The organism is Shewanella sp. SM21 (genome assembly GCF_025654335.1).
Lineage (GTDB): Bacteria > Pseudomonadota > Gammaproteobacteria > Enterobacterales > Shewanellaceae > Shewanella > Shewanella oncorhynchi.
The window spans coordinates 210076-233651 of sequence record NZ_JAKKRL010000006.1 but is presented as its reverse complement, the minus strand read 5'-3'; the positions used below and the strand labels follow the sequence as shown (position 1 = coordinate 233651).

Sequence of the window (23576 nt, the reverse complement as noted above, 5' to 3'; positions counted from 1 at the left end):
CGCTGTGGTTTAAATTTAGGCTTCGAGTGCATATTTATAGTGATGCTGCTGAGAAACTCTGCATCGAGATCATAAGTTTATTAACAAGATAACGGCATTGATTGCCAATCCCATTTATTTAAGTAAGATTAGCCGCGTTAATGCTTGCGACTAACCCTAATAGAAGAGAAATGACTATGTTTGGAAAAGGCGGTATGGGCAATTTGATGAAACAGGCCCAGATGATGCAAGAAAAAATGGCCAAAATGCAGGAAGAAATCGCCCGTATGGAAATGGTGGGTGAATCTGGTGCTGGTTTGGTGAAAGTGACTATGACAGGCGCGCACACAGTGCGTAAAGTCGAAATCGACCCAAGTCTGATGGAAGACGACAAAGAAATGCTGGAAGATTTGATTGCTGCGGCCTGTAATGACGCTGCTCGTCGAATCGAAGAAAACCAAAAAACTAAAATGGCCGAAGTCACTGGTGGTATGCAATTACCTCCAGGCATGAAAATGCCATTTTAATTGAGATAGCCGATGAAATTTAGTCCACTGTTAGATGAGTTAATTCAGTCCCTGCGTTGTTTACCTGGGGTTGGGCCTAAATCGGCGCAACGTATGGCGTTTCAGTTACTCGAGCGTGACAGAAAAGCAGGGCTTAAATTAGCCAGTGCGCTGTCCAGTGCTATGAGTGACGTCGGTCATTGTCAGTCTTGCCGAACCTACACTGAAGAAACCCTCTGTCCGATTTGTGCTAGCCATAAACGCGGCACGTCTTCCACCATCTGTGTGGTGGAAACGCCGGCCGATGTGTTAGCCATTGAGGCGGGTGGACATTTCACTGGTCGCTACTTTGTGCTTTTAGGTCATTTATCGCCACTCGATGGCGTGGGGCCAGAAGAGTTAGGCTTAGCGTTACTCGAGCGCCACTTGGCTTCGGGTGATGTTGCCGAGTTGATTTTAGCGACCAATCCGACGGTAGAAGGCGAGGCCACAGCGCATTTTATTGCTGATATGGCCAGACGCCATAAGGTGATGATCAGTCGCATCGCCCACGGCGTACCCGTTGGTGGAGAGCTTGAATACGTGGATAGCACAACGTTAGCCTTGTCATTTAATGGTCGTTTACCGCTCTAATTAAACAGTTTATATTAGATCCATACTATTGATTGTATTGGATTAATTGAAGGTTGAAGTATTCAACTCGATTATCACCTTAGTGCCTGAATCTTATAAACCCGCCAAGATCCTATCTTGAGCGGGTTTTTATTTGCCCAGAGTTGCAACCTAGGTGTTGAGGCTGGGTTATGGAGACAGGGCGGTGGTTGATTCAATTCCTATATTGATTGATATCTATATAAAATCCAGGTTTATCAATAGTTTTTTAAATTTCATACTTGTCTTATGTGAACTTCATCCGTAAAGTCGGTTTAATAATAATCGGGTTGAGTTGCATAATCACAGTGATCCACAGCATGCCTAAGTCAATTCGTTGGGCTTAGACCTGTGTGCTTAGCTTTGTGTACGTTGAATTGGTCACGTCTTTTTTATTTGAAAACCAGAGAGGGGACTCATTGGGAAATATTACGATTAGGCATGCAGAGAAGAGTGACGCTGCAGCCATTCAAGCAGTATATGCCTGTCCAAATGCCTATGCCGGTACCTTGCAATTACCTTTGCCATCGACCGATAAATGGGAGGCGCGTCTTGCAGCAACATCGAATCATGTTCATCGTTATGTCGCAGAGATTGAAGGTGAAATTGTCGGTGAGTTGGGTTTTGAAGTGTATGAGCAACCTCGCCGTAGGCATGTTGCCTCCTTTGGTATGGGTGTAAAAGACAGTTGGCAAGGCCGCGGTGTAGGCAGTGCCTTGATTAACGCGATGCTTGAGCTTACCGATAAATGGATGAATATAAAACGAATTGAATTAACGGTTTATACCGATAATCATGCCGCCATTGGTCTATATAAAAAGTTTGGCTTTGTAATGGAAGGTGAGTCGAAAGATTTTGCTTTTAGAAATGGTGAGTTTGTCAGTGTGTATCATATGGCGCGGTTAAAATAGCATGCTGATCTCGGTGCTATTTTAGCTGTTGCTTAAGGCGCTCACTCTAAGAACGAACTTTAAATACGCACTCCAAGTACTAACTTTAAGAATTTGTTCTAAGCGCTCAATTTAAGAACTTACTTCAAGATCTCACTTTACGAACCGAGATCTTGGAATAGTATTAAGCGCTCATTTTCAGAGCTCGCTTTAGGTGTTAAGTGTATGTCTATCTCAACTTTTAAGGATAAAAATGGGACTCATTTTATTGCCGCTGCTTATACTTTGGTTGGGTGTCGGTATTTATGCCATACGTATCGGCTATCAAGTATTGGCTAGGGCTTCTCAATTAAGCTATGCACTCAGTATTTGTACTCTCGCTATAGTGGCATTACTGCTTTATCTCTATTTCGGTTTCGCTCAATTTAAGGAAAATAAAGAGTTGTGGGCGTTCGAAATCTAGATGTTTTTTGCCGCGAATAAGTTCGCTTTTGGTGTCATGGTCCTTGGTTTATTACTGCACTGGTTCGGTCAAGGTGTTCTGACTTCCGCTTATTTGAAACCTCTACCTTTCATCATGATTTTCACCGTTTCCTTTGGTGCTATGGCAGGAGTCATATTGTCCGACACTTTTATGGCGAAATTTGACATCCAAAAAATGCATTGATGTCAGCTGAACAGTTTAAATCTTATTTTGGACGCTGTTGTTGAAGATGATTTGAACTGATGGCTTTCATCGGTTGTTTATAGGTCGTTGAATCCGATGAGCTACCATGGTGATCTGGTTAGGATTTTACAGAGGGTTATTACGAATTTTAGATACAAAAAAACCAGCTTGTGCTGGTTATTTTTCTCTTTCACAAAGAGAATTGGTTGCGGGAGCCGGATTTGAACCGACGACCTTCGGGTTATGAGCCCGACGAGCTACCATGCTGCTCCATCCCGCGTCCGATTGTTGCTGTTAATAACTGTTTTAATTCTGTCATCTAAGAATTGGTTGCGGTAGCCTGTTTTGAACTGACTACCTTCGCCTGTTGTTTATAAGGAGTTGAGCCCGATAAGCTGTTTCTCGTTATAAGCACATATATAAAGTGGTTGCGGGAGCCGGATTTGAACCGACGACCTTCGGGTTATGAGCCCGACGAGCTACCATGCTGCTCCATCCCGCGTCCGATTACTGCTGTTAATAACTGTTTTAATTCTGTCATCTAAGAATTGGTTGCGGAAGCCGGGTTGCTAATGTTAAATCAGCGACTACCTTCGCCTGTTGCTTATAAGGAGTTGAGGCTAATAAGCTGTTTCTCTTTATAAACACATGTAGAAAGTGGTTGCGGGAGCCGGATTTGAACCGACGACCTTCGGGTTATGAGCCCGACGAGCTACCATGCTGCTCCATCCCGCGTCCGATTGTTGCTGTTAATAACTATTTTAATTCTGTCATCTAAGAATTGGTTGCAAGAGTCGCATTTGAACTGACTACCTTCGCCTGTTGTTTATAAGGAGTTGGGCCCGATAAGCTGTTTCTCGTTATAAACACATATAGAAAGTGGTTGCGGGAGCCGGATTTGAACCGACGACCTTCGGGTTATGAGCCCGACGAGCTACCATGCTGCTCCATCCCGCGTCCGATATCTATCTGTATTACTTTACTATTTTGCTTTTAAATGGTTGCGGGAGCAGGATTTGAACCTACGACCTTCGGGTTATGAGCCCGACGAGCTACCATGCTGCTCCATCCCGCGTCCGTCTTCAAAGCGGGGCAGACTATAACGGCAGCGCCTTGGCATTGCAAGGACGAAGATCGAAAAAGGTGGTGAACGCTTAAATATAAAGCGGAGTGGGGGGCTTTCATACAATTTAAACATAAGTTAGGGATTTTTCGTTGATTATCTTAAGTCGAGGATGAGACTAAATGGGGTTTCGACTAATAACTGTTTATCTTTTATGTATTCGAGCAGGTATAATGTCGCTTTGATTTTGACTGCGTACTGATTATCCCATGCTTAATTTTTTTGCCGCCGCCCCTAAGGGCTTTGAATATAGCTTAGCCCAAGAGCTGACAGAATTTGGTGCGACTGAAGTAAAAGAGAGTGTTGCTGGTGTGTATTTCACTGCCCCCTTAGCTTTAGCGTATCGGATTACTTTATGGACACGTTTAGCCAGCCGTATCGTGTTGGTTATCTATAAAGGTAGCTGCGAGTCGGCAGAGCAACTTTATAATGCCGCCTATTGTGTCGATTGGCCGGCGCATTTTTCCAATAAAAGCACTTTTAGTATCGATTTTCATGGTACGGGTGGTTTTATCAATAATACCCAGTTCGGCGCACTCAAGATTAAAGACGCGGTTGTGGATAGATTCCGGGACGATGACGTTGAGCGCCCAAATGTGTCACGCGTCGATGCTGACTTTAAAGTTGATGCCCATTTTCGTAATGGCGTAATCACGATTGCGATGAACTTCTCTGGTCCATCACTGCATCAACGTGGCTATCGTTCTACTACTGGTGAAGCACCACTGAAGGAAAACTTAGCCGCCAACATGTTAGTACGCAGTGGCTGGCAAGCAGCGCCTTCGACCTTGCTCGATCCTTTCTGTGGTAGTGGAACTGTGCTGATTGAAGCGGCTTTAATGGCGGCCGATATTGCCCCAGGCTTACAGCGTAGCCGTTTTGGGTTTGAACATTGGCGTCGTCATGATAAAGCTGTGTGGCAAGAAATCGTTGAAGAAGCGAAAGCGCGTGCCTCATTAGGCGTGAAACGTTGCGAGATTAAATTCTACGGCTCAGATATCGATTCTCGCTTAGTTGCGTTAGCCAAACGTAATGCCGAAAATGCCGGTGTACTCGAGTTAATTGAGTTTCAAGTTGCAGATGCGTTGACGATAACACCGCCTGCAGAAAGTGGATATTTGATCACTAACCCACCTTATGGTGAACGTTTAGGCAATGTGTCTGAGTTATTGCAGCTTTACTATCAGCTAGGCGACAAGTTTAAGAAAGAATTTGGCGGCTGGAAAGTGGCCATGCTGTGTAGTGATATCGAGCTGGTATCATCACTTAAGCTTAAAGCCGACAAACAGATGAAGATGTTCAACGGCGCCCTAGAATGTGCCTTTAACATTTATACCTTGCATGCGACCAGTACACGTCGCGATACACCAGTGCTGCCAGACGGCGTCGACATTGCCGATATCGCCCCTGCTTTTGCTAACCGCATTAAGAAAAATGCCAAGTTATTAGAGAAATGGGCCAAGAAAGAAGGCATCGACAGCTATCGTATTTATGATGCCGACATTCCTGAATATAACGTCGCAGTAGATAAATACTTAGATTACGTGATTATTCAAGAATATATGGCGCCAGCAACTATACCTGAAGCCGTAACCAAGCGTCGTTTAAGCGATGTTTTGTTAGCACTGCCGTCGGCCATTGGTATCAATCCGAATAAGATGATCATGAAGACGCGTGAGCGTCAAAAGGGCACGAGTCAGTATCAAAAGCTGGATGAGCGTAAGTTAGAGCTTATCACTACCGAATATGGCGCTAAGTTCAAACTGAACTTAACCGGTTATTTGGATACAGGTTTATTCCTCGATCACAGATTGACACGCCGTTTAGTCGGTCAAAAATCTAAGGGACGCCGGGTACTTAACCTGTTCTCTTACACAGGTTCTGCTTCTGTGCATGCGGCGCTTGGTGGGGCTAAATCGGTGACGACGGTGGATATGTCAAATACCTATATTGCTTGGGCGAAGGACAACTTTGCACTCAATGGACTGCAAGGTAAGCAGTATGAGTTTGTTCAATCTGACTGCATGCAGTGGATCCGTGATTGCCGTGAAAAGTACGATCTGATTTTTATCGATCCGCCGACCTTCTCAAATTCTAAGCGTATGGAAGATTCATTCGATGTGCAGAGAGACCATGTGAACTTACTGGCATCCTTAGTGAAACTGCTCAGCCCAACAGGCGAGCTAGTGTTCTCTAATAATAAACGTAAGTTTAAGATGGACATAGAGGCACTGACAAAGATGAACATTAATGTGAAGAACATTGATGACGTGACTTTGCCTATGGACTACAAACGTAATCCACATATCCATAATACCTGGCTTATCACCCATGCCTGAGTTGACTCAAGCAGAATTAGATAACAGGCATTATCTGCTATATCACACAGAGGGATGTCATCTGTGTGAACTGGCCGCGGCCTTACTGGACGCGGCTGACATTGGCTATCGGGCCATAGATATTTGTGACGATGAATACCTCGCGCAGCGTTATGGCGTATCGATCCCTGTGCTTAAAGCTTGGGATGGTAGAGAATTACATTGGCCATTTAACGCAACGCAATTACAAGAGTTTACAGGAGCTTAGTTTGAGTCTGGTTCGTATCAATAGTGGCTCTTTAGCCTATGGTTACACTCCGTTGTTACAAAAAGCGGATTTTACTATTCAACGCGGTGAGCGCGTGTGTATTGTTGGCCGTAATGGTGCTGGCAAGTCGAGTTTATTAAAAGTGTTATCTGGTGATGTACTGCTGGATGAAGGCGAATTCAACATCGCTGGTAATGTGACCGTTAGCCGTCTACAACAAGATCCGCCAAAGGCTGAGCAAGGCACGGTATACGCTTATATTGCTGCGGGATTAAAGGAAGTGGGCGAGGCGCTTGAGCGTTATCATCAACTGTCCCACGATGTGGCCCATGCCGATCCTGAGCAAATGGATCGTATGCTGAATGAAATGCAAGGTCTGCAAGAAACCTTAGACCACTATAATGGATGGCAGCTAGATTCTCGCATCCAACAAAACTGCGAATTATTAGGACTCGATCCTGACAAATCCTTGAGCGAGTTATCGGGTGGTTGGCAGCGTAAAGTGGCGTTAGCCAGAGCACTGGTGAGCGAGCCAGATCTGTTGTTACTTGATGAACCGACCAACCATTTAGACATAGACACTATCGAGTGGCTTGAAAAGTTTTTACTCGATTATCAAGGCGCTATCGTCTTTATCAGCCACGATAGGGGCTTTATTGCCCGTATGGCGACGCGGATTGTCGATTTAGACCGTGGTGTGGTGACCTCATGGCCGGGCAACTATCAAATGTATCTTGATGGTAAGCAAGAATGGTTGCGCGTCGAAGCCGAGAAAAATGCCTTGTTTGACAAGCGTCTCGCCGATGAAGAAGTATGGATCCGTCAAGGTGTTAAAGCCAGACGTACCCGTAACGAAGGTCGAGTTCGCGCACTTAAGGCTTTACGTGAAGAGCGAAGTGAACGTCTGAATCGTCAAGGCAATGCTAAAATGGCAGTATCGGATACTGAACGTTCTGGTAAGTTAGTCTTTGATGTGACCGATCTTAACTTCAATCTGCCCGATAAAAATCTGGTTAAAAACTTTAATACGACGGTTATCCGTGGTGACCGTATTGCGCTGATTGGGCCAAACGGTTGTGGTAAATCAACCTTGATCAAGCTGTTAATCGAGAAACTGCAACCGCAATCGGGCGAAATTAAAGTTGGTACTAAGTTAGAAATCGCCTATTTCGACCAATATCGCGAAGCGTTAGATCCTGAGCAAACCGTTGAAGATAACGTTGGTGAAGGTAAGAAGACCATCACGATCAATGGTCAAGACCGCCACATATTAAGTTATTTGCAGGACTTCTTGTTCTCGCCTATGCGCGCCAGAACGCCAGTGAAAGCGCTGTCGGGTGGTGAAAAGAACCGTTTGTTATTGGCTAAGTTATTAATTCGCCCTGCAAACTTAATCATTCTCGATGAGCCAACTAACGATCTTGATATTGAGACCTTAGAATTGCTAGAGTCGTTGCTCACTGAATACCAAGGTACGTTGTTGCTAGTGAGCCATGATAGGGCATTTATCGACAATACTGTGACCAGTAGCTGGTGGTATGCGGGTAATGGCCATTGGAGCGAGTATGTAGGTGGTTATCAAGATGCCGTGAACCAAGGGGCAAAGTTTTATTCTGAGGAACCTAGTTCGCAAAAGGCGGTCGAAGCTCCTGCGGTTGAAACTAAACCCGTTGAAGTTAAAACTGCAGAACCTGTGAAAGCGGTAAAAAAACTGTCGTATAAGCTACAGCGTGAGTTAGAGTCGCTACCTAATGTGATGGAGCAATTGGAGGCAGAAATTCTCGCATTGCAGACCACTATTGGACATTCAGACTTTTATAGTCAGGCGCAGGATAAAGTCAATCAGGTATTGAGTCAGTTGGCTGATAAAGAAAAGCAATTGGAAGTTTGCTTCGAGCGTTGGGAAGAGCTTGAGTCACTGAAGTAAACCAATAATAAAAATGGGAATAGAATTAATGAAGTCAAAGTTGGATAAAGCCCTTTCCTTGGTTGCCTTAGGTGTCCTTGGTGTATTAAACAGTGCCCATGCTGCACCTGTCTATGAAATCGTTAACATCGATAATTATGACCTGCAGGGCACGCTTGAAGGCACTCGTAACGGTTATGCTTTAGGTGTGAATGCTAGTGGTGAATTAGTCGGTATTTCAAAGGGTAAGAAAAAACTCAGCAGTTCAGATGTCGAAGGCGGCGTGATTGATGTTGCCGACGGTATCGCACCAGAAGAAACCATTACTTATTCTATTACCGCTGCCATTGTTGCAAATAACTTTGCTTTTATTGCTGCAGAAAATGGTGCAGCTGGGGCTTGGTTACCGACATTCGACAGCATTAATGGTACTACACCGCCAAATGATACTGCTGTGATTAACTCTGTTGATACCTTTTATTACGGTATTAATGATGCCGGTATTAAAGTGGGCAGCATGACTGCGCCTGAAAAGAAAACAGAGAACACTGCAACTACTGATGTTACCGATGATTATTGGTATTACCGCGACTATGAGTTCCGCGGTGTTGTAAAAGTGGGGAGCACTGAAATTCCATTAGTTCCTCCCTACACGCAATTTGTTAATGCTGATAAGACTAAAACCGCAGAGTTAGGTGGATGGTCTGCTGCTACAGCTATTAATAATAATAACTTAGTGGCTGGTTATGCCAGTACTGCTATCAGTAAATATGGTAGTGATCGTGTTAATTATTGTTTAGGCTCGGATAATACTTTGCCATTGGATGTTTGTGTACAACGTGAGCAATATCCGAACTCTACGGGTACGCGTAACATTCAGTACCAGACGCGTGCCTATGTATGGCAAATCGACAATAATATCGCTACGGGAATTGAGTTGCCTTTAGGGTTAACGCCTAAAGCTGATAACACCTTAACCTTTACTGCTCAGGCGCTCGGCGTGAATGATAACGGCGTGGTTGTTGGTCGTTCGCACGTTTATCGTAACAACAATACAGATAAGTTGCACCAAGATGCGGCTTATTGGGCTAAGGATGCCGAAGGTAATTATAAATACCACTGGATCCCAATGGGCGAATCGATTTCAAGTTCCATTGCCTATGACATCAATGATAGTGGTATTCTTGTCGGTAGTTATCGTAGCTATATTCAAGGTTATTTACGCGACAAGTTTTTCTATTTTGATACTAATACACCCGATGTTGGCTATGTAACCCCTAATGATTTTGCCTCAACGGCAACGGATCTTTCGAGTAAACCCAAGGATATTAACAATAAAGGTCAAGTAGTTGGTTACGTTGAAACGACTTACGATAAAGAGAAGCCACGCCCCAAAGCGGGTTTCCTGTATGAGAAGTCGACGGGTGAGTTTAGCAATATCAATAAATTGCTGACCTGCGAGTCTAAGGGGTATGAAAAATCAAACGATGGTAGCTGGGCACGTCATCAGGTCGAAGTTCAGGATGGCTCGGGTAAAATTCTTCAATATAACGCTGATATTTTAGTGGTTGAAGGTACGAGTATCAATGAAGATGGCACTATCGTAGGTACGGCTTTTATTCGTAAACCTTCTTATCAATTTGATAAAGATGGCAACATAGTTATTGGTGAAAATGGCTTACCGCTATTTGAGCTGAGTGGTAGTGGCGAGCCTGTAACGGCTTATGTTCCACGTATGGTTGTACTTAAACCGGCTACCAGTGGTGAAGCTTGTACTGTTGAAGATAGTACCGATACCGGTAATTTTGAGCGTTCTGGTGCAGCAACGTTAGCTTGGTTATTTGCCTTGCCATTGGTGTGGTTCCGTCGTCGAATTCGTTAAGTTTTAAGCTTCAATTCAGACTAAAAAAATCGAGGCGAAATGCCTCGATTTTTTTTCGCTAAGATCTCAATAGTTTAATAAATAGTCAGTATAATAGCCGATTTTTTGATTGATCTTGGCGTCAAAAAGCACTATTTCTATGGGTGAAGCTTTTGCTTCTATTTTATGTAGAACAGAGGACGCTTGCATGAAAAGACAAAAACGAGATCGTTTAGACAGAGCTTTTTCAAAAGGATTCCAAGCTGGGGTTGGTGGACGCTCTAAGGAGCTCTGTCCATATGCAAATCTTGATTCGCGATCGCAGTGGTTAGGCGGTTGGCGTGAAGGTGTGGATGGCCGAGTTAATGGGCTATTTAATAAATAATTGAGTTTTACTCATTAATTAAATAGCCCAGAACAAGCAAAGTAATGCAGCATATTGCCCTCAGATGAGGGCATTTTTATATCTTCAGTGTATTGGAGTAAGACTGATCAGAATGTAGACGTATCGCTAAAGACACCGACTTTAAGATCGGTTGCACTGTAGATTTGACGGCCATCAACTTCAAGGATTGCATCGGCAATACCCATCACCAGTTTACGGTGAATAGTACGCTTGATATTGAGTTTATAAGTGACTTTCTTAGCGCCTGGTAATACTTGACCAGTAAACTTTACTTCACCTACACCCAGAGCACGCCCTTTGCCTTCTGCGCCTTCCCAGCCTAAATAGAAGCCAACGAGTTGCCACATGGCATCAAGCCCTAAACAGCCAGGCATTACCGGGTCGGTAATAAAGTGGCAGTCAAAAAACCATAAGTCTGGATTAATATCGAGTTCAGCGACAATTTCACCTTTGCCAAACTCACCGCCATTATCATTGATAGTAACGATTCTATCTATCATCAGCATGTTATCGACAGGCAGACGAGGTGAGTTTGGACCAAATAATTTCCCATGGCCACAGGCGATGAGTTCTTCTTTATTGAAACTGTTTGCTTTGTTCATTGTTTTACTACTCCAGCAATAAGAGCCGCCAAGATTAGCGAACACGTGTAAGCTAAACAACTCCGATCAGCTAATTAGCGGCGAAAAAATCCCAATTTTGCGAGTAATCTCGTGATTATGCCGATTTCCTCCTCGCCATTTCCTGCGAGCTTGTCTAATCGTTCCTGCACAAGGCCGTATAATGAATCATGTGGAAAATCATTATCTTCATCGGCTACACCCGCAGGCATTTGCATTAATAGCTCAACAGCTTGGTCCATATGCTCGATTGCATAGAGGTGAAATAAGCCTTTGCCTACAGCTGTAATCACTTTGGGATTGAGGTTAAGCTGTAACACGTTCGACTTGGGCATAATAACGCCTTGTTCTCCCGTGAGACCACGACGTTCACACAGATTAAAAAAGCCTTCAATTTTCTCGTTGATGCCACCAATCGCTTGCACATTACCAAATTGATCCAATGCACCCGTTATTGCCAGTGACTGAATAATGGGTTGTTCGGCAATCGCTGACATCAAACAGCAGTATTCGGCGAGTGATGCGCTATCACCATCAATTTCTTGATAGGATTGTTCGAAAACAATATTGGCATTTAGGTGTAATGGTGCATCTCGCCCAAAGATACGGTACAAGCAGGCAGAAAGGATCATCATTCCTTTGGCATGTATATTGCCACCAAGTTCAGATTTTCTTTCGATATCGGCGACTTCACCATCACCATAGTGAACAGATGCCGTGATCCGCGCTGGCTCACCATAACTATAATCGATGGCATCAATGACAGTTAAGCCATTGATCTGACCAACCATAGCACCCGAAGTTGGCAGATTTATGAAGTTGTCATCGAAGCTTTGACCTGAATATTCTTCCGAGCTGTTATGACGATAGTTGGCTTGGGCTAACGCGAGCTCAATACTGCTCGCATTGATACTCGGTTTACCACAATAGGCTTTAGCTTGTACCATCAGTTGGGCAAACTCGAGCATAGACAAACTGAGGCGGCGCTGATGTTCGGTTAACCGTGCACTATAACGAAAAAGTGGCGCTAGGCTTGATTGTTCTAGAGTGACCTCGACACTTTGTGCAACCGCTTGCAACCATGCGACGTATTGTGACTCTGTATAACGGACCAAGTCGATTTCGCTAGCGAGTTCTGCTAGTAGGGTAAAGTGACGTTGAAATTGCCAATCCTCAGTTCTGACTTGGCTATAAATCATTCCTGCACCGATAAGGACAATTTTACAATTGAGCGGGATAGGACTTAAGTTATTGCTAATCTGATACGCTTTATGAGTGAGGATTTGCATCACTAATTCCCATAAACCTTCACGTTTCCACAGTGACTCGGCGCAAATAAATACATAATGACATTCGGCCAGAGCACCAGCTTGATACTGACTTATTGTTCCTGTTTGTGCCATACGGCCAATGAGGTCTACACGGCGAATATTGCCACTGAGGTAGCGATAGCGAGTCGTTTTTTCGGCAATACTGATCTGATTTTCTAGTGGTTTCTCTGATTGCCACTGAAATGTTGCCGCTTTGTCAGTCGGGCGTGTTGCCACTAAATAAGCTGGAGATAACGGCGCTAGGCTATCAATACAGGCTTGGATCATTAACTGGCGGTCAATGCTCGGGAAATCAGCCAGATACAAGTGCTGATCGACAATAGCTTGGTGGAGTTTAAACGCATCCACAGCACGCTCTTGTCCTAAGAGTAATGCGCTTAGATTGTCAGCCGTTTCGGGAAGGGTTGGCAGGCTAAATTCAGGTGCGAGTGAAGACGTGGGTATCAAGAGTGAATTCATATAAGCATTTACCGTGAAAAGTTGCAGTGATTTTACCATACCAAGACGACAAGTCTCTCACTGTATAGGTCTTTTTACGTCTGTTTACTCGATTATTCGTTGAAACTGGGCATGTATTTGTTGTAAAAAACATCGGGGTGAACATAAGTTGAGCATTTGACTCGATATTTAAAAATTGAGGTTTACAAGTTAGCGGTATACTTATATTATTTTCGGCGTTCGGAGGGGTGGCAGAGTGGTTTAATGCACCGGTCTTGAAAACCGGCGTGGGTTTATAGCCCACCCAGGGTTCAAATCCCTGCTCCTCCGCCATATTTAGTCAAAAATCCGCTAAGCAATTAGCGGATTTTTGCATTTATACAGTTTGAACCCTTTGGTTCCTGATTTGAAGCGCATCTCCTCCGCTATATTTACAAAAAAGGCCATCAGTAATGATGGCCTTTTTTGTTTGTGTAATTTGAACCAAGGTTCCTTATTCTAAGCTCAGCTCCTACGTCATATTAAGTCAAAAAGCCGCTAAGCAATTAGCGGCTTTTTGCATTCATACAGTTTGAACCCTTGGGTTCCTGATTTGAAGCGCAGCTCCTCTGCCATATTCACGAGAAAGGCCATCAGTAATGATGGCCTTTTTTATCCGCGCTTCTCATTTATGGTCTACACTAAGTTTGTGGCCAAGTTAATGGTTTTTATGGCCTTTAAAATTTGCACTAGGATGGTGCGACGTATGATTCTCGACAGTCTTGGACCATACGGCCGAACAATTCTCCCATCTGGGTGACTTATTTTAAGTAGAGAAAGCTATGTTGTTACCTACACGTATTTCGCAGCAGCTCACAATGGGCAGTGTAGTGCTGCTTCTACTGACCGGGCTCGCGGTTTTTGGTGTGATGTCACTTCGAGGGCAGCCTCGAGTGGTGGCGGCGAGTCAAGAGTTAATTGAGCAAACGGGTAGCAGTATCGTAAGGCAACTCGCCCTTAAGTTGGCAAGCATTGAGGGGATTACTTTAAGCCTTGCACACCTCGCCGAAGTGTTGCCCCACGAGCAAGCTCTTTATCTTAATTCTTTACCTAATCTAATTGATAACAATGGCGATCTCACTATTGCTGGCGGTGGGATCTGGCCTGAGCCAAATAAATTCGTCGCTGGGAGTATCCGCCACAGTTTTTTCTGGGCCCGTGGTAGCGATAATCTACTGGCATATTCGGATGACTATAATGCGCCATCTGGCCCTGGGTATCATAATGATCCTTGGTATACGGGCGCGCGGACTAGCTCAGTATCTCAATGTTTATGGTCAGAGGCTTATCAAGATCCGGTTACAAAGGTGGCTATGGTGACATGCAGTGTGCCATATCGTCTCACGGGGACATTTGCAGGGGTCGCAACGATAGATTTAAAACTTGATGATTTAGCCAAATTTTTAACAGAACATGGCAATGTGACTGACGGTTATGCTTTTGCTTTAGACCAAGCGGGTAATATCTTACATTTTCCTGAAACGAATAAGTCCGACACTATGTTGCGTTTTACGGATCTCGTCAGGCAGTTACCTTGGCTTGCCCCCGTTGAAGCTGCACTTAAGCAAACCTCAATCAACAAAGTGGTCTCTGTAAGCTTAAATAAGGATGGAAGACTTAATCAGGCGAGTGAGGTGAGTCTTTTTGTGATGCCTGATACCGGATGGGTGATTGGCCTTGTGACGCCTAAAACGCGAGTCACAGGGCTTGCCCGTGAGCTAACATTTGATATTTTATTGTTTTTATTACCATTACTCGCCATTTTACTTTCTCTGGCTTGGTTATCGGGTAAAAAACTGTTGGCGCAACTTGAGGAAACCACAGATCAAATTGCTTCCCTTGGGAGCGGTAGTGTGGGGGCGAATGTTGAGCTGCAAATTCAGCGAGATGATGAGATTGGCGCTTTGCGCCGAGCCGTAAACACCTATGCAGGGACGTTAAGGGCAATGTTAGATCTGATCACTCAAGAAGCAAAGAAAATTCAATTTGAGGCAACGCAATTAAGCGGACTTAGCCGTAAGTTAGCTCAGCGCGCAGAGCAACAGCGGCTGGAGAGTGCACAATTAGCCGCTGCGATAACGCAAATGTCTTCAAGCGCTATGGAAGTCGCGAATAATACCAATGACTGTGCTGCAACTGCGCAATCGTCTTTGATTGTAGTGCGAGAAGGGCAAACCCGTGTTGCAGCCAGCAATACTTCCATCGAGGCATTATCAGGAGAAATTGCCAACGCAACTAAGGTGATATCCCAATTGGCCCAAGACAGCCAAAAGGTGGGCGCTGTATTAGATGTGATTAAGGCGATTTCTGAGCAGACTAATTTGCTCGCTCTTAATGCGGCAATTGAGGCGGCTAGAGCGGGCGATCAGGGCCGCGGTTTTGCAGTCGTTGCTGATGAAGTTCGAACCCTTGCGGGGCGTACTCAAGATTCGGCCAACGAAATTAGTACCATGATTAACGCTTTGCAATCGGCTTCGCGGCTCGCTGTGCAAGCAATGCAAGCAGGGGAGTCCCGCACTGTCCATGCGGTTGCGGAGGCTGAGGGCGCTGCCAATTCTCTATCGAGTACCGTACAAAGTTTCGATGATATTTCACAGCGTGCCCAACAAATCGCGTTAGCTGCTCAGCAGCAAAGCCAAGTCACTCAAGAAATTAATGAGTTGGCGGTGCGAATAAATAGCATCAGTGAAGATAACTCTCTCGATGCAACGGCGCTTGATGTGTTAAGCCTTGAGATGCAGAAACTATCTGACCGTTTAATCAATATCAATCGAGCTTAGTCTTAATATAGTGTGAAGTGTGCCACCTTAAAATGGCGCTTCAACTGACAAGGGTGTCAAAGATAAGTTGAATAACGCGATATTTTTAAGCGGATTGGATGTAGATTGACCATGTAGATTGCTTCTTTAAATTAAGGGTTTACAGCAGAGTAGTTGATAGCTATTATCTCGCTCGTTCGGAGGGGTGGCAGAGTGGTTTAATGCACCGGTCTTGAAAACCGGCGTGGGTTTATAGCCCACCCAGGGTTCAAATCCCTGCTCCTCCGCCATATTTAGTCAAAATGCCGCTAAGCAATTAGCGGCATTTTGCATTCATATAGTTTGAACCCTTGGGTTCCTGATTTGAAGCGCAGCTCCTCCGCTATATTCACGGAAAAGGCCATCAGTAATGATGGTCTTTTTTGTTTGTGCAATTTGAACTAAGGTTCCTCATTCTAAGTTCAGCTCCTCCGCCATATTTAGTCAAAATGCCGCTAAGCAATTAGCGGCATTTTGCATTCATACCGTTTGAACCCTTGGGTTCCTGATTTGAAGCGCAGCTCCTGCACCATATTCACGGGAAAGGCCATCAGCAATGATGGCCTTTTTTGTTCGTGCAATTTGAACTAAGGTTCCTCATTCTAAGTTCAGCTCCTGCGGCATATTTAGTCAAAATGCCGCTAAGCAATTAGCGGCACTTTGCATTCATACCGTTTGAACCCTTGGGTTCCTGATTTGAAGCGCAGCTCCTCTGCCATATTCACGGGAAAGGTCATCAGTAATGATGGCCTTTCTTGTTTGTGCAATTTTCATTTCAGTTTTCTCATCCTAAGCCCTTTGTTGTTCACGGCTTTCGATTTAAGTGAATATGAAATAGTCAATCAACGCTATTAACCATAAATTTAAGTTTACAGTGGCGACAGAGATAGCTATTATCTCGCTCGTTCGGAGGGGTGGCAGAGTGGTTTAATGCACCGGTCTTGAAAACCGGCGTGGGTTTATAGCCCACCCAGGGTTCAAATCCCTGCTCCTCCGCCATATTTTACAAAAAAGGACATGTTTATTCATGGCCTTTTTTGTGTGCGAAATTTGAACTAGGGTTCTCCATTCTAAGCGCAGTTCTTGCGCCTTTTTGCATTTAAGCTATTTAAAAACCTTAGGTTCCTGATTCTAAGCGTATCTCTTCTGCTATTTTCACGTGAAAGGCTAACAGTAATGATGGCCTTTTGTTTTTCTTGAACTGAAAAATTGCCTATATTTTCTGGATACTTTGATATCGATTTAACAGGGATTTTAGGCTGGTCATTCTGGGGTTATTGCTTCGTTTTTAAACGCTTTTTATTGGTATGCTATTCTGGAATCCTTCCTTTAAATATCATCTAGTTAACAATGTTGAATTTATGCTTTGCGAAATGGGGTTGTTGGGCTAAATTAGCCTTATGAACTCGTTATCCGTTTGCCATGTTGCTTTTTCTAACACACGGATCGAGCTGTAAATTGTAAAAGGTGGGTTAAGTTGATTTCGATATATTTGGTTGACGATCATGAGCTTGTGAGAACTGGGATCCGCCGCATCTTGGAAGATGAACGTGGGATCAAAGTCGTGGGCGAAGCCCCTGATGGTGAGACTGCGGTGCAGTGGGCTCGCCAGAATGAAGCGGATGTGATCTTAATGGATATGAATATGCCTGGGATGGGCGGATTGGAAGCCACTCGAAAAATTTTACGATATCAACCCCATGCAAAAATTATTGTATTAACTGTACACACGGAAGATCCGTTCCCAAGTAAGGTGATGCAGGCTGGCGCTTCGGGCTATTTAACAAAAGGAGCAACGCCACCAGAAGTATTGCAAGCGATACGTCAGGTCTCTCGCGGACAACGTTATTTGTCCCCAGAAATTGCCCAACAGATGGCGCTGAGCCAGTTTAATCCTGCCGATGAAAACCCGTTTAAATCTTTGTCCGAGCGTGAGTTACAGATCATGTTGATGATCACCAATGGCGAGAAGGTTAACGATATTTCTGAGCAACTGAACTTAAGTCCTAAAACCGTTAACAGTTACCGTTATCGTTTATTTGCTAAGCTGGGGATCAGTGGTGATGTCGAACTAACGCGGTTAGCTATTCGCTATAAGATGTTGGATGCTGGCCATTTTTAATGGAAAGTGGATTGCGTTGGTCGATGACTTTAATCTAGCGAGTTCTTGGGTTACATGTTCCTATGTTGTTTGTGGTAAGTCTTCAAAACTGTGGGTGTGAATGATGTCTAATGAATTTAACGCCCAAAGTTTCTTACGTACTGTTTCATCCTCTGCTGGGGTTTATCGCATGTATGACGTCAAAAATGACGTCATTTATGTTGGTAAAGCCAAAGATCTTAAAAAACGGCTCACCTCGTATTTTCGTAAAAACCTCGGTAATGTTAAGACCCAAGCCTTAGTTTCACATATTCACCATATTGATGTGACGCTGACCCACAGTGAAACGGATGCTCTGTTGCTTGAGAATGATTACATCAAGCAATACATGCCAAAATACAATGTGTTGTTGCGTGATGACAAATCTTACCCTTACATCTTATTAAGCCAGCATGAGCACCCAAGGCTTGCCTATCATCGTGGTCCGCAGCGGGAAAAAGGCCACTATTTTGGTCCTTATCCCAATGGCGGTGCTGTGCGTGAAAGCCTGCATTTGATGCAGAAGCTGTTTCCTATTCGTCAATGTGACGATCTTTACTACAAATCGCGCTCACGCCCTTGTTTGCAATATCAACTGTCTCGCTGTAGCGCGCCCTGCGTGGGCAAAGTCAGTAACGCTGATTATGATGAGCAAGTGAAATTAGCCAGCCTGTTTTTAAAGGGGAAAGATCAGCAAGTGATCAGCGCCTTGGTTGATAAAATGGAACTTGCGGCTGAGCAGCAAGCCTATGAACAGGCTGCACGATTTCGCGATCAGATCATGGCGCTGCGTAAAGTTGCCGAGCAACAGGAAGTCTCTAATAATAAAGGCGATATGGATGTTATTGGGGTGCATTATGCGTCAGGCATCGCCTGTTTCCACCTGCTATTTATCCGCGAAGGTAAAATTTTTGGCAGTCGTAGTTATTATCCTTCAGTGCCAGCCCAAACTGATATGGATGAGGTGCTACGCTCCTTTATCCTACAGTTTTATTTAAATGCAGATATTCAACGCACTATTCCAAAAGAAGTGGTGATTAGCCATAATTTTGAAGAATTACATGAACTTGAAGCGGCAATTTCAGAGGCGCTAGATAAAAAGTTTTCGATTAAGACCAATGTTCGCGCCGACAGGGCGAGCTTCTTACGTTTAGCCGTGACCAATGCGACGAATGCAGTGGTTACGCGCCTATCCCATAAGAACACCGTCGAACAGCGTTTTGTGTTACTCGAAGAAATCTTAGAGTTGAGTGGGCCTATCCAGCGGATGGAATGTTTCGATATCAGTCATACCATGGGGGAAAGCACCGTTGCCTCCTGTGTGGTGTTTAATCGCGAAGGGCCGCATAAAGGCGAATATCGTCGTTATAATATCGAGGGTATTACGCCGGGCGATGATTACGCGGCAATGAAGCAAGCGGTAAGCCGCCGTTTCGATAAGATTGAGGCAGGCGGTAAAATCCCTGACATTTTGTTTATTGATGGTGGGCTAGGGCAGTTGCGTATTGCTCAAAAGATAGTGGATGAAAAGTTTGTTCATTTGGATAAAGCACCGCAGCTTATTGGGGTGGCAAAAGGTGAGGGCCGTAAACCTGGGCTTGAAACCTTGATCTTAGGGGATACCGAAACCAGCTTTTCCCTCGAAGGGGATTCGCCAGCACTGCACCTTATCCAACATATTCGTGATGAATCCCATCGATTTGCAATCACTGGCCACCGTAACCGTCGCCAGAAAACCCGTAATACTTCAACACTGGAATCGATTCCAGGTATTGGTCCTAAACGCCGTAAAGCTTTGTTACAGCATTTAGGAGGCTTGCAGGAAGTGAAAGGTGCAAGTGTGGCGGAATTAGTCAAAGTACCAGGGATCAGCATAGAAATGGCACAAACCATTCATGATGCATTGCGAGGGTGATAAAATTAAGGCAAGATTGGCGCTGCTTTTGACTAACTGGTTTGATCATGCCGTTTAACTTACCTATAGCATTAACTCTTTTCAGGCTTTTTTTACTGCCCATTTTTGTGGTGCTGTTTTATTTACCCTATGACTGGACCCCTTTTGTTGCCGCATTTACCTTTTGGCTTGCGGCGTTAACGGATGCATTAGATGGTTATGCTGCCCGTAAATTGAAACAATTAACTCGTTTTGGCGCTTTTCTTGACCCAGTCGCTGATAAGTTGATGGTGATTACAGCTTTAGTTTTGTTGGTCGATCAATACGCGAATATCTGGCTGACGTTGCCCGCCCTGTTTATGATAGGTCGCGAGATTGTCATTTCAGCGTTGAGGGAATGGATGGCTGAAATTGGTAAACGTGGTACTGTCGCCGTGTCTTGGATTGGTAAATACAAGACGGCTGCACAAATGGTGGCAATTATTGGGCTGATTTGGCAATACAATCCTTTAATGACTAATGCCGCATTTGTACTGTTATATATCGCCGCTGTATTAACGTTTTGGTCAATGATGAGTTACATTTTAGCCGCTTGGAAAGATCTTACCGCTGAATAGTGCAATAAAAAATCAAAGAGATTATTTAGTGTGCAAGCAGTAAGTTATCGATAAAACAGCGGTTGACACTGGGTGGTAAATCGGTAGAATGCCACCCCGTAGACAAGAGGCAATGTGAAAACAAAGTCTTAACGTTACCAAATATTGACGTTTGATATTAGCTAGATAATAAAGTGAAATGCTTTGTTTATCTGAGTGAATAGTAAAACAAGATGCGACATTAGCTCAGTTGGTAGAGCGATACCTTGCCAAGGTATAGGTCATCGGTTCGAACCCGATATGTCGCTCCAATATTTTTAAAGTCTAATTCTACACAACATGAGTTAGCAACTATGGCGCGATGGCAGAATGGCTATGCTGCGGATTGCAAATCCGTCGATCTCGGTTCGACTCCGGGTCGCGCCTCCATAGATTAAAGTATTAATGACACGATTCCCGTCGTTAATATCAAGAGTTTGCCCGAGTGGTGGAATCGGTAGACACAAGGGATTTAAAATCCCTCGCTGGTAACAGCGTGCCAGTTCAAGTCTGGCCTCGGGTACCATTATTTTGATAGTGATGGTAAAAATAAAGTCCGAATCTTCAATAGGCTTTATTAAATAGATTTATTAGTGTTAAGCGTTAATGATGTAGAGTTAATAATATTTTTGACATGATTCCCGTCATTAATATTCAGCGTTTGCCCGAGTGGTGGAATCGGTAGACACAAGGGATTTAAAATCCCTCGCTGGTAACAGCGTGCCAGTTCAAGTCTGGCCTCGGGTACCAAAAAAGAAAAAGCCTCGATATTTATATCGAGGCTTTTTTGCATTTAGATTTCTACTTTTAGTCGGCATTCTTCGTGAGGGGTTTAAGGTCAAATTTGACTGACACACTTAACGTACTGCTTACTTTAGTTCGCAGAGGTCCTTGCGGCGACGCACATCAGGAGAGGCTAATAACCCTAAAAGCACACAATAGTGCTACGTTTTAAGTGATAGTGTCATTTTGAATTAAGCCTGTAGTTATGCTGGCAGAGAAGTCGAGCGATAAGGTATGGGATTATGTTTGCTGAAAAGCAGGTCGTGAGTTTTTAGCCTTGGCTTGTTCTATTTATGCTAGAGATAAAACCTATAAATAGTAAGCCTATAAATAAAACCCTAGGTATAAAAAAGCGCCAGTAAAAACTGGCGCTTTTATTCATTTACTCGGTCAGTTTATGCTTGTTAGACAGTGATATTAGTGAATATCAGCTTATTGCCAATCATCGCTATTCCAGCGGTACAGCCAAGTCGCTGCAAGTGGTTTATCGTCTTTCTTAAGCTGTATTCTCAGTTCGGCTACATTGGTACTTTCTGGTTCGAAGCTGATAAATACTCGAGCGCCATTGATGTCCGGGTGGGTGACAATCCGAGACGACAGGATTTTACCTTTGCTGATGCTGGCATCGATGATAATTTTATCAATATCTTGCGGCTTGATGTTACTGAAATCGATAAGTAATTCTTTGCCTTTTGCTAACACTTGCCCTTTAGTACTGCGGACAACACGTGCTTTTAACGCCGTAGAAGGGCTGTCGTTTGAGGCCGTTATGCGATAGGAGTATTTATAGGGCTGATCCTTTTTCAGTCCGCCTTGCGGCTCCCAATAGGCAACTATGTTGTCGTTGGTTTCAGCATTAGAGGGAATTTCAAGCAACACCAGTTGGCCTTTGCCCCAATCATTGAGGGGTTCAATCCATGCTGAAGGTCGAAGTTGATAGTTTGCACTCAGATCTTGATAGTCTTCAAATTTACGATGGCGCTGTATAAGACCAAATCCCTTTATATCTTCATCGCCAAAAGCACTGATCTGCAGTTTGTTAGGATTATTTAATGGACGCCATAGGCGCTCGCCATTACCGCGATCGATTTGTAGGCCGTCGGAGTTATGTACTTGTGGGCGGTAATCGGGTTTATCTGAGTTATCGAGTCCGCCAAAGAGGAACATAGAGGTCAGCGGTGCAAGACCCACATGCTGGATATCTTTGCGTGGGAATAAGGTTACATCCACTTCGACACGTGATGGTGCGCCGGGATAAATACCAAAACGATAGGCGCCAGTGACACTTTGGCTATCTAGCAGAGCATGAACCACAATTGCCGTCTGATATTTAGATGGACGCTCGACCCAGAAACGCTTAAACAGGGGATATTCTTCACCTTTTGGCTGAGCGACATCAATCGCTAAACCACGATTAGACAAGCCATAGGTTTGCCCTTTAGAGAGCACGCGAAAATAGCTCGCACCTTGAAACATGATGAATTCATCTTTTATTTCATCATCATTGATAGGGTAATGTAAACGCACACCCGCGTATTGGCCCACTTGAGTGATGAGTTTTTCAATGGTGTCGTTAGGGACATCGAATGAAGCTTCTGTTAGCTCAATTGGAATAGCTTTGCTGTTTTCGACCACGTCGATATCGACAAGGTTTTTATAGAGAAAGCCTGGAGCAAAAAGTTGCACCGAAAATTTGGTCGGTGTTCCGCCCCAAATCGCGGCATTTTCTTGGTAATTGATTTTGCCATAGGTCGCGAAATCGAGATCAACCAGTTCTTTAGGTGCTTTTTTCGCTTCTTTAAATGGTTTTTGCGACAGTTGTTGAGCGAGTTCAATGACTGTGTCTTGGGAGAATTTTTTGGATTTCTTCTCTGGTGCAGGCGTTGGTGTTGTCTCTGCCGCTGCGGCATTGACGTTGTTTATGCCGACGACATAGACGATGGCGGTCAAGATGACAAAAGGTAGTTTTTTGAGTAATGCCGGATAACCGGTAGGGTAATTCATCATAAGATTCATTCGCAAAATGGAAACTCCTTACTAAAATGACGCTGATTCATAGGCACAATATATGCTTCAGTCTATCTAATCCCTAAATATTAATAACTTGTCTGCTATAAAATCCTCAGTCGTGGGATTCGAGTAGCTGAGGTGAGGGATAATTTTACCTGCGTAGCTAGAGATTTGTAACATAAATTATGCTTGGCGCTATTTTAGGTGCCGTTCTCAATACTTTGCGGTGTGATTTTACGATAAGTAATCACAATTGGTACTGCAGTAAAAACTCTCTTGGCTGAGCTAACACTGTTCTCATTGAATTCAGTGG

16 protein-coding genes and 12 tRNA genes are annotated in these 23576 nt (G+C 44.1%); 20 read left to right on the top strand and 8 right to left on the bottom strand.

The features are described from left to right. Window positions 1–176: 176 nt before the first annotated feature. From L5L94_RS10130 to L5L94_RS10115, 4 genes are all read left to right on the top strand, one after another. Entirely contained in the window at window positions 177–506 is a 330-nt protein-coding gene (locus L5L94_RS10130) for a YbaB/EbfC family nucleoid-associated protein (RefSeq protein ID WP_028759630.1), read from the top strand. Window positions 507–518: 12 nt separating this feature from the next. Continuing rightward, window positions 519–1118, top strand: a complete 600-nt coding sequence (gene recR / locus L5L94_RS10125; RefSeq protein WP_006082081.1) for a recombination mediator RecR — start codon at window positions 519–521, stop codon at window positions 1116–1118. Between the two features lie 437 nt (window positions 1119–1555). Then, window positions 1556–2047 carry a GNAT family N-acetyltransferase gene (locus L5L94_RS10120; protein WP_113940894.1) on the top strand — a complete coding sequence of 164 codons (492 nt, stop codon included), beginning with the start codon at window positions 1556–1558 and terminating at the stop codon, window positions 2045–2047. A gap of 232 nt (window positions 2048–2279) precedes the next feature. Then, window positions 2280–2489, top strand: a complete 210-nt coding sequence (locus tag L5L94_RS10115) for a hypothetical protein (protein WP_263148521.1) — start codon at window positions 2280–2282, stop codon at window positions 2487–2489. A gap of 407 nt (window positions 2490–2896) precedes the next feature. On the opposite strand, the gene L5L94_RS10110 is transcribed toward L5L94_RS10115, so the two are convergent. From L5L94_RS10110 to L5L94_RS10090, 5 genes are all read right to left on the bottom strand, one after another. Next, window positions 2897–2973: transfer RNA gene (locus L5L94_RS10110), tRNA-Met, on the bottom strand. A gap of 145 nt (window positions 2974–3118) precedes the next feature. Beyond that, a tRNA-Met gene (locus L5L94_RS10105) sits at window positions 3119–3195 on the bottom strand. A 156-nt stretch (window positions 3196–3351) separates the two neighbouring features. Continuing rightward, window positions 3352–3428 (bottom strand) — tRNA-Met (locus tag L5L94_RS10100). 145 nt (window positions 3429–3573) lie between these two features. Continuing rightward, a tRNA-Met gene (locus L5L94_RS10095) sits at window positions 3574–3650 on the bottom strand. Window positions 3651–3691: 41 nt separating this feature from the next. Continuing rightward, window positions 3692–3768 (bottom strand) — tRNA-Met (locus tag L5L94_RS10090). A gap of 257 nt (window positions 3769–4025) precedes the next feature. Between L5L94_RS10090 and rlmKL the strand changes: the two genes are divergently transcribed. The 5 genes from rlmKL (at window position 4026) to rmf (ending at window position 10554) form a co-directional block, all read left to right on the top strand. After that, window positions 4026–6155: a bifunctional 23S rRNA (guanine(2069)-N(7))-methyltransferase RlmK/23S rRNA (guanine(2445)-N(2))-methyltransferase RlmL gene (gene rlmKL, locus L5L94_RS10085; RefSeq protein WP_263148520.1), complete on the top strand. Its 2130-nt coding sequence runs from the start codon at window positions 4026–4028 to the stop codon at window positions 6153–6155. Then, window positions 6148–6402, top strand: coding sequence for a glutaredoxin family protein (locus L5L94_RS10080; RefSeq protein ID WP_168827464.1), 255 nt, complete (start codon window positions 6148–6150; stop codon window positions 6400–6402). The genes rlmKL and L5L94_RS10080 overlap by 8 nt, the downstream gene beginning before the upstream one ends. A gap of 1 nt (window position 6403) precedes the next feature. Next, a complete protein-coding gene (locus L5L94_RS10075) occupies window positions 6404–8329 on the top strand; it encodes an ABC transporter ATP-binding protein (protein WP_173497384.1) in 1926 nt (641 codons plus the stop codon). 28 nt (window positions 8330–8357) lie between these two features. After that, the gene (locus L5L94_RS10070) at window positions 8358–10190 is read left to right on the top strand and encodes a DUF3466 family protein (RefSeq protein WP_173497385.1); all 1833 of its coding nucleotides are present in this window, start codon (window positions 8358–8360) and stop codon (window positions 10188–10190) included. Window positions 10191–10377: 187 nt separating this feature from the next. Next, on the top strand, window positions 10378–10554 hold the full coding sequence (rmf, locus tag L5L94_RS10065) for a ribosome modulation factor (RefSeq protein ID WP_006082074.1): 177 nt from the start codon (window positions 10378–10380) through the stop codon (window positions 10552–10554). Between the two features lie 107 nt (window positions 10555–10661). Here the strand turns inward: rmf and fabA are convergent, their stop codons facing one another. Further along, a complete protein-coding gene (gene fabA, locus L5L94_RS10060) occupies window positions 10662–11177 on the bottom strand; it encodes a bifunctional 3-hydroxydecanoyl-ACP dehydratase/trans-2-decenoyl-ACP isomerase (protein ID WP_028759638.1) in 516 nt (171 codons plus the stop codon). Window positions 11178–11251: 74 nt separating this feature from the next. Continuing rightward, window positions 11252–12985 carry an AAA family ATPase gene (locus L5L94_RS10055; RefSeq protein ID WP_263162997.1) on the bottom strand — a complete coding sequence of 578 codons (1734 nt, stop codon included), beginning with the start codon at window positions 12983–12985 and terminating at the stop codon, window positions 11252–11254. A 221-nt stretch (window positions 12986–13206) separates the two neighbouring features. Here L5L94_RS10055 and L5L94_RS10050 point away from each other — a divergent pair. From L5L94_RS10050 to L5L94_RS10000, 11 genes are all read left to right on the top strand, one after another. Then, window positions 13207–13297 (top strand) — tRNA-Ser (locus tag L5L94_RS10050). A gap of 488 nt (window positions 13298–13785) precedes the next feature. Beyond that, complete coding sequence (locus L5L94_RS10045) at window positions 13786–15783, top strand: methyl-accepting chemotaxis protein (protein ID WP_263162995.1); 1998 nt, start codon at window positions 13786–13788, stop codon at window positions 15781–15783. A 178-nt stretch (window positions 15784–15961) separates the two neighbouring features. After that, window positions 15962–16052 (top strand) — tRNA-Ser (locus L5L94_RS10040). Between the two features lie 657 nt (window positions 16053–16709). Further along, a tRNA-Ser gene (locus L5L94_RS10035) sits at window positions 16710–16800 on the top strand. Window positions 16801–17278: 478 nt separating this feature from the next. Then, entirely contained in the window at window positions 17279–17923 is a 645-nt protein-coding gene (gene uvrY / locus L5L94_RS10030; RefSeq protein ID WP_006082070.1) for a UvrY/SirA/GacA family response regulator transcription factor, read from the top strand. Between the two features lie 103 nt (window positions 17924–18026). Next, window positions 18027–19856, top strand: a complete 1830-nt coding sequence (gene uvrC / locus L5L94_RS10025) for an excinuclease ABC subunit UvrC (RefSeq protein WP_263142449.1) — start codon at window positions 18027–18029, stop codon at window positions 19854–19856. 47 nt (window positions 19857–19903) lie between these two features. Next, the gene (gene pgsA, locus L5L94_RS10020) at window positions 19904–20452 is read left to right on the top strand and encodes a CDP-diacylglycerol--glycerol-3-phosphate 3-phosphatidyltransferase (RefSeq protein ID WP_028759642.1); all 549 of its coding nucleotides are present in this window, start codon (window positions 19904–19906) and stop codon (window positions 20450–20452) included. A gap of 214 nt (window positions 20453–20666) precedes the next feature. Continuing rightward, window positions 20667–20742: transfer RNA gene (locus tag L5L94_RS10015), tRNA-Gly, on the top strand. Window positions 20743–20786: 44 nt separating this feature from the next. Then, window positions 20787–20860 (top strand) — tRNA-Cys (locus L5L94_RS10010). Between the two features lie 49 nt (window positions 20861–20909). Continuing rightward, window positions 20910–20996 (top strand) — tRNA-Leu (locus L5L94_RS10005). A gap of 137 nt (window positions 20997–21133) precedes the next feature. Further along, window positions 21134–21220: transfer RNA gene (locus L5L94_RS10000), tRNA-Leu, on the top strand. A gap of 465 nt (window positions 21221–21685) precedes the next feature. On the opposite strand, the gene L5L94_RS09995 is transcribed toward L5L94_RS10000, so the two are convergent. Then, window positions 21686–23269, bottom strand: a complete 1584-nt coding sequence (locus L5L94_RS09995; protein WP_263163059.1) for a glucan biosynthesis protein G — start codon at window positions 23267–23269, stop codon at window positions 21686–21688. Window positions 23270–23576: the final 307 nt, after the last annotated feature.

Bases quoted from the DNA above. Each gene is read 5' to 3' on its own strand.
- L5L94_RS10115 (WP_263148521.1), top strand. From the start codon at position 2,280: ATGGGACTCATTTTATTGCCGCTGCTTATACTTTGGTTGGGTGTCGGT.
- L5L94_RS10070 (WP_173497385.1), top strand. From the start codon at position 8,358: ATGAAGTCAAAGTTGGATAAAGCCCTTTCCTTGGTTGCCTTAGGTGTC.
- rlmKL (WP_263148520.1), top strand. From the start codon at position 4,026: ATGCTTAATTTTTTTGCCGCCGCCCCTAAGGGCTTTGAATATAGCTTA.
- fabA (WP_028759638.1), bottom strand. From the start codon at position 11,177: ATGAACAAAGCAAACAGTTTCAATAAAGAAGAACTCATCGCCTGTGGC.
- L5L94_RS10130 (WP_028759630.1), top strand. From the start codon at position 177: ATGTTTGGAAAAGGCGGTATGGGCAATTTGATGAAACAGGCCCAGATG.
- rmf (WP_006082074.1), top strand. From the start codon at position 10,378: ATGAAAAGACAAAAACGAGATCGTTTAGACAGAGCTTTTTCAAAAGGA.
- uvrC (WP_263142449.1), top strand. From the start codon at position 18,027: ATGTCTAATGAATTTAACGCCCAAAGTTTCTTACGTACTGTTTCATCC.
- recR (WP_006082081.1), top strand. From the start codon at position 519: ATGAAATTTAGTCCACTGTTAGATGAGTTAATTCAGTCCCTGCGTTGT.
- L5L94_RS10080 (WP_168827464.1), top strand. From the start codon at position 6,148: ATGCCTGAGTTGACTCAAGCAGAATTAGATAACAGGCATTATCTGCTA.
- L5L94_RS10055 (WP_263162997.1), bottom strand. From the start codon at position 12,985: ATGAATTCACTCTTGATACCCACGTCTTCACTCGCACCTGAATTTAGC.
- L5L94_RS09995 (WP_263163059.1), bottom strand. From the start codon at position 23,269: ATGAATCTTATGATGAATTACCCTACCGGTTATCCGGCATTACTCAAA.
- pgsA (WP_028759642.1), top strand. From the start codon at position 19,904: ATGCCGTTTAACTTACCTATAGCATTAACTCTTTTCAGGCTTTTTTTA.
- L5L94_RS10045 (WP_263162995.1), top strand. From the start codon at position 13,786: ATGTTGTTACCTACACGTATTTCGCAGCAGCTCACAATGGGCAGTGTA.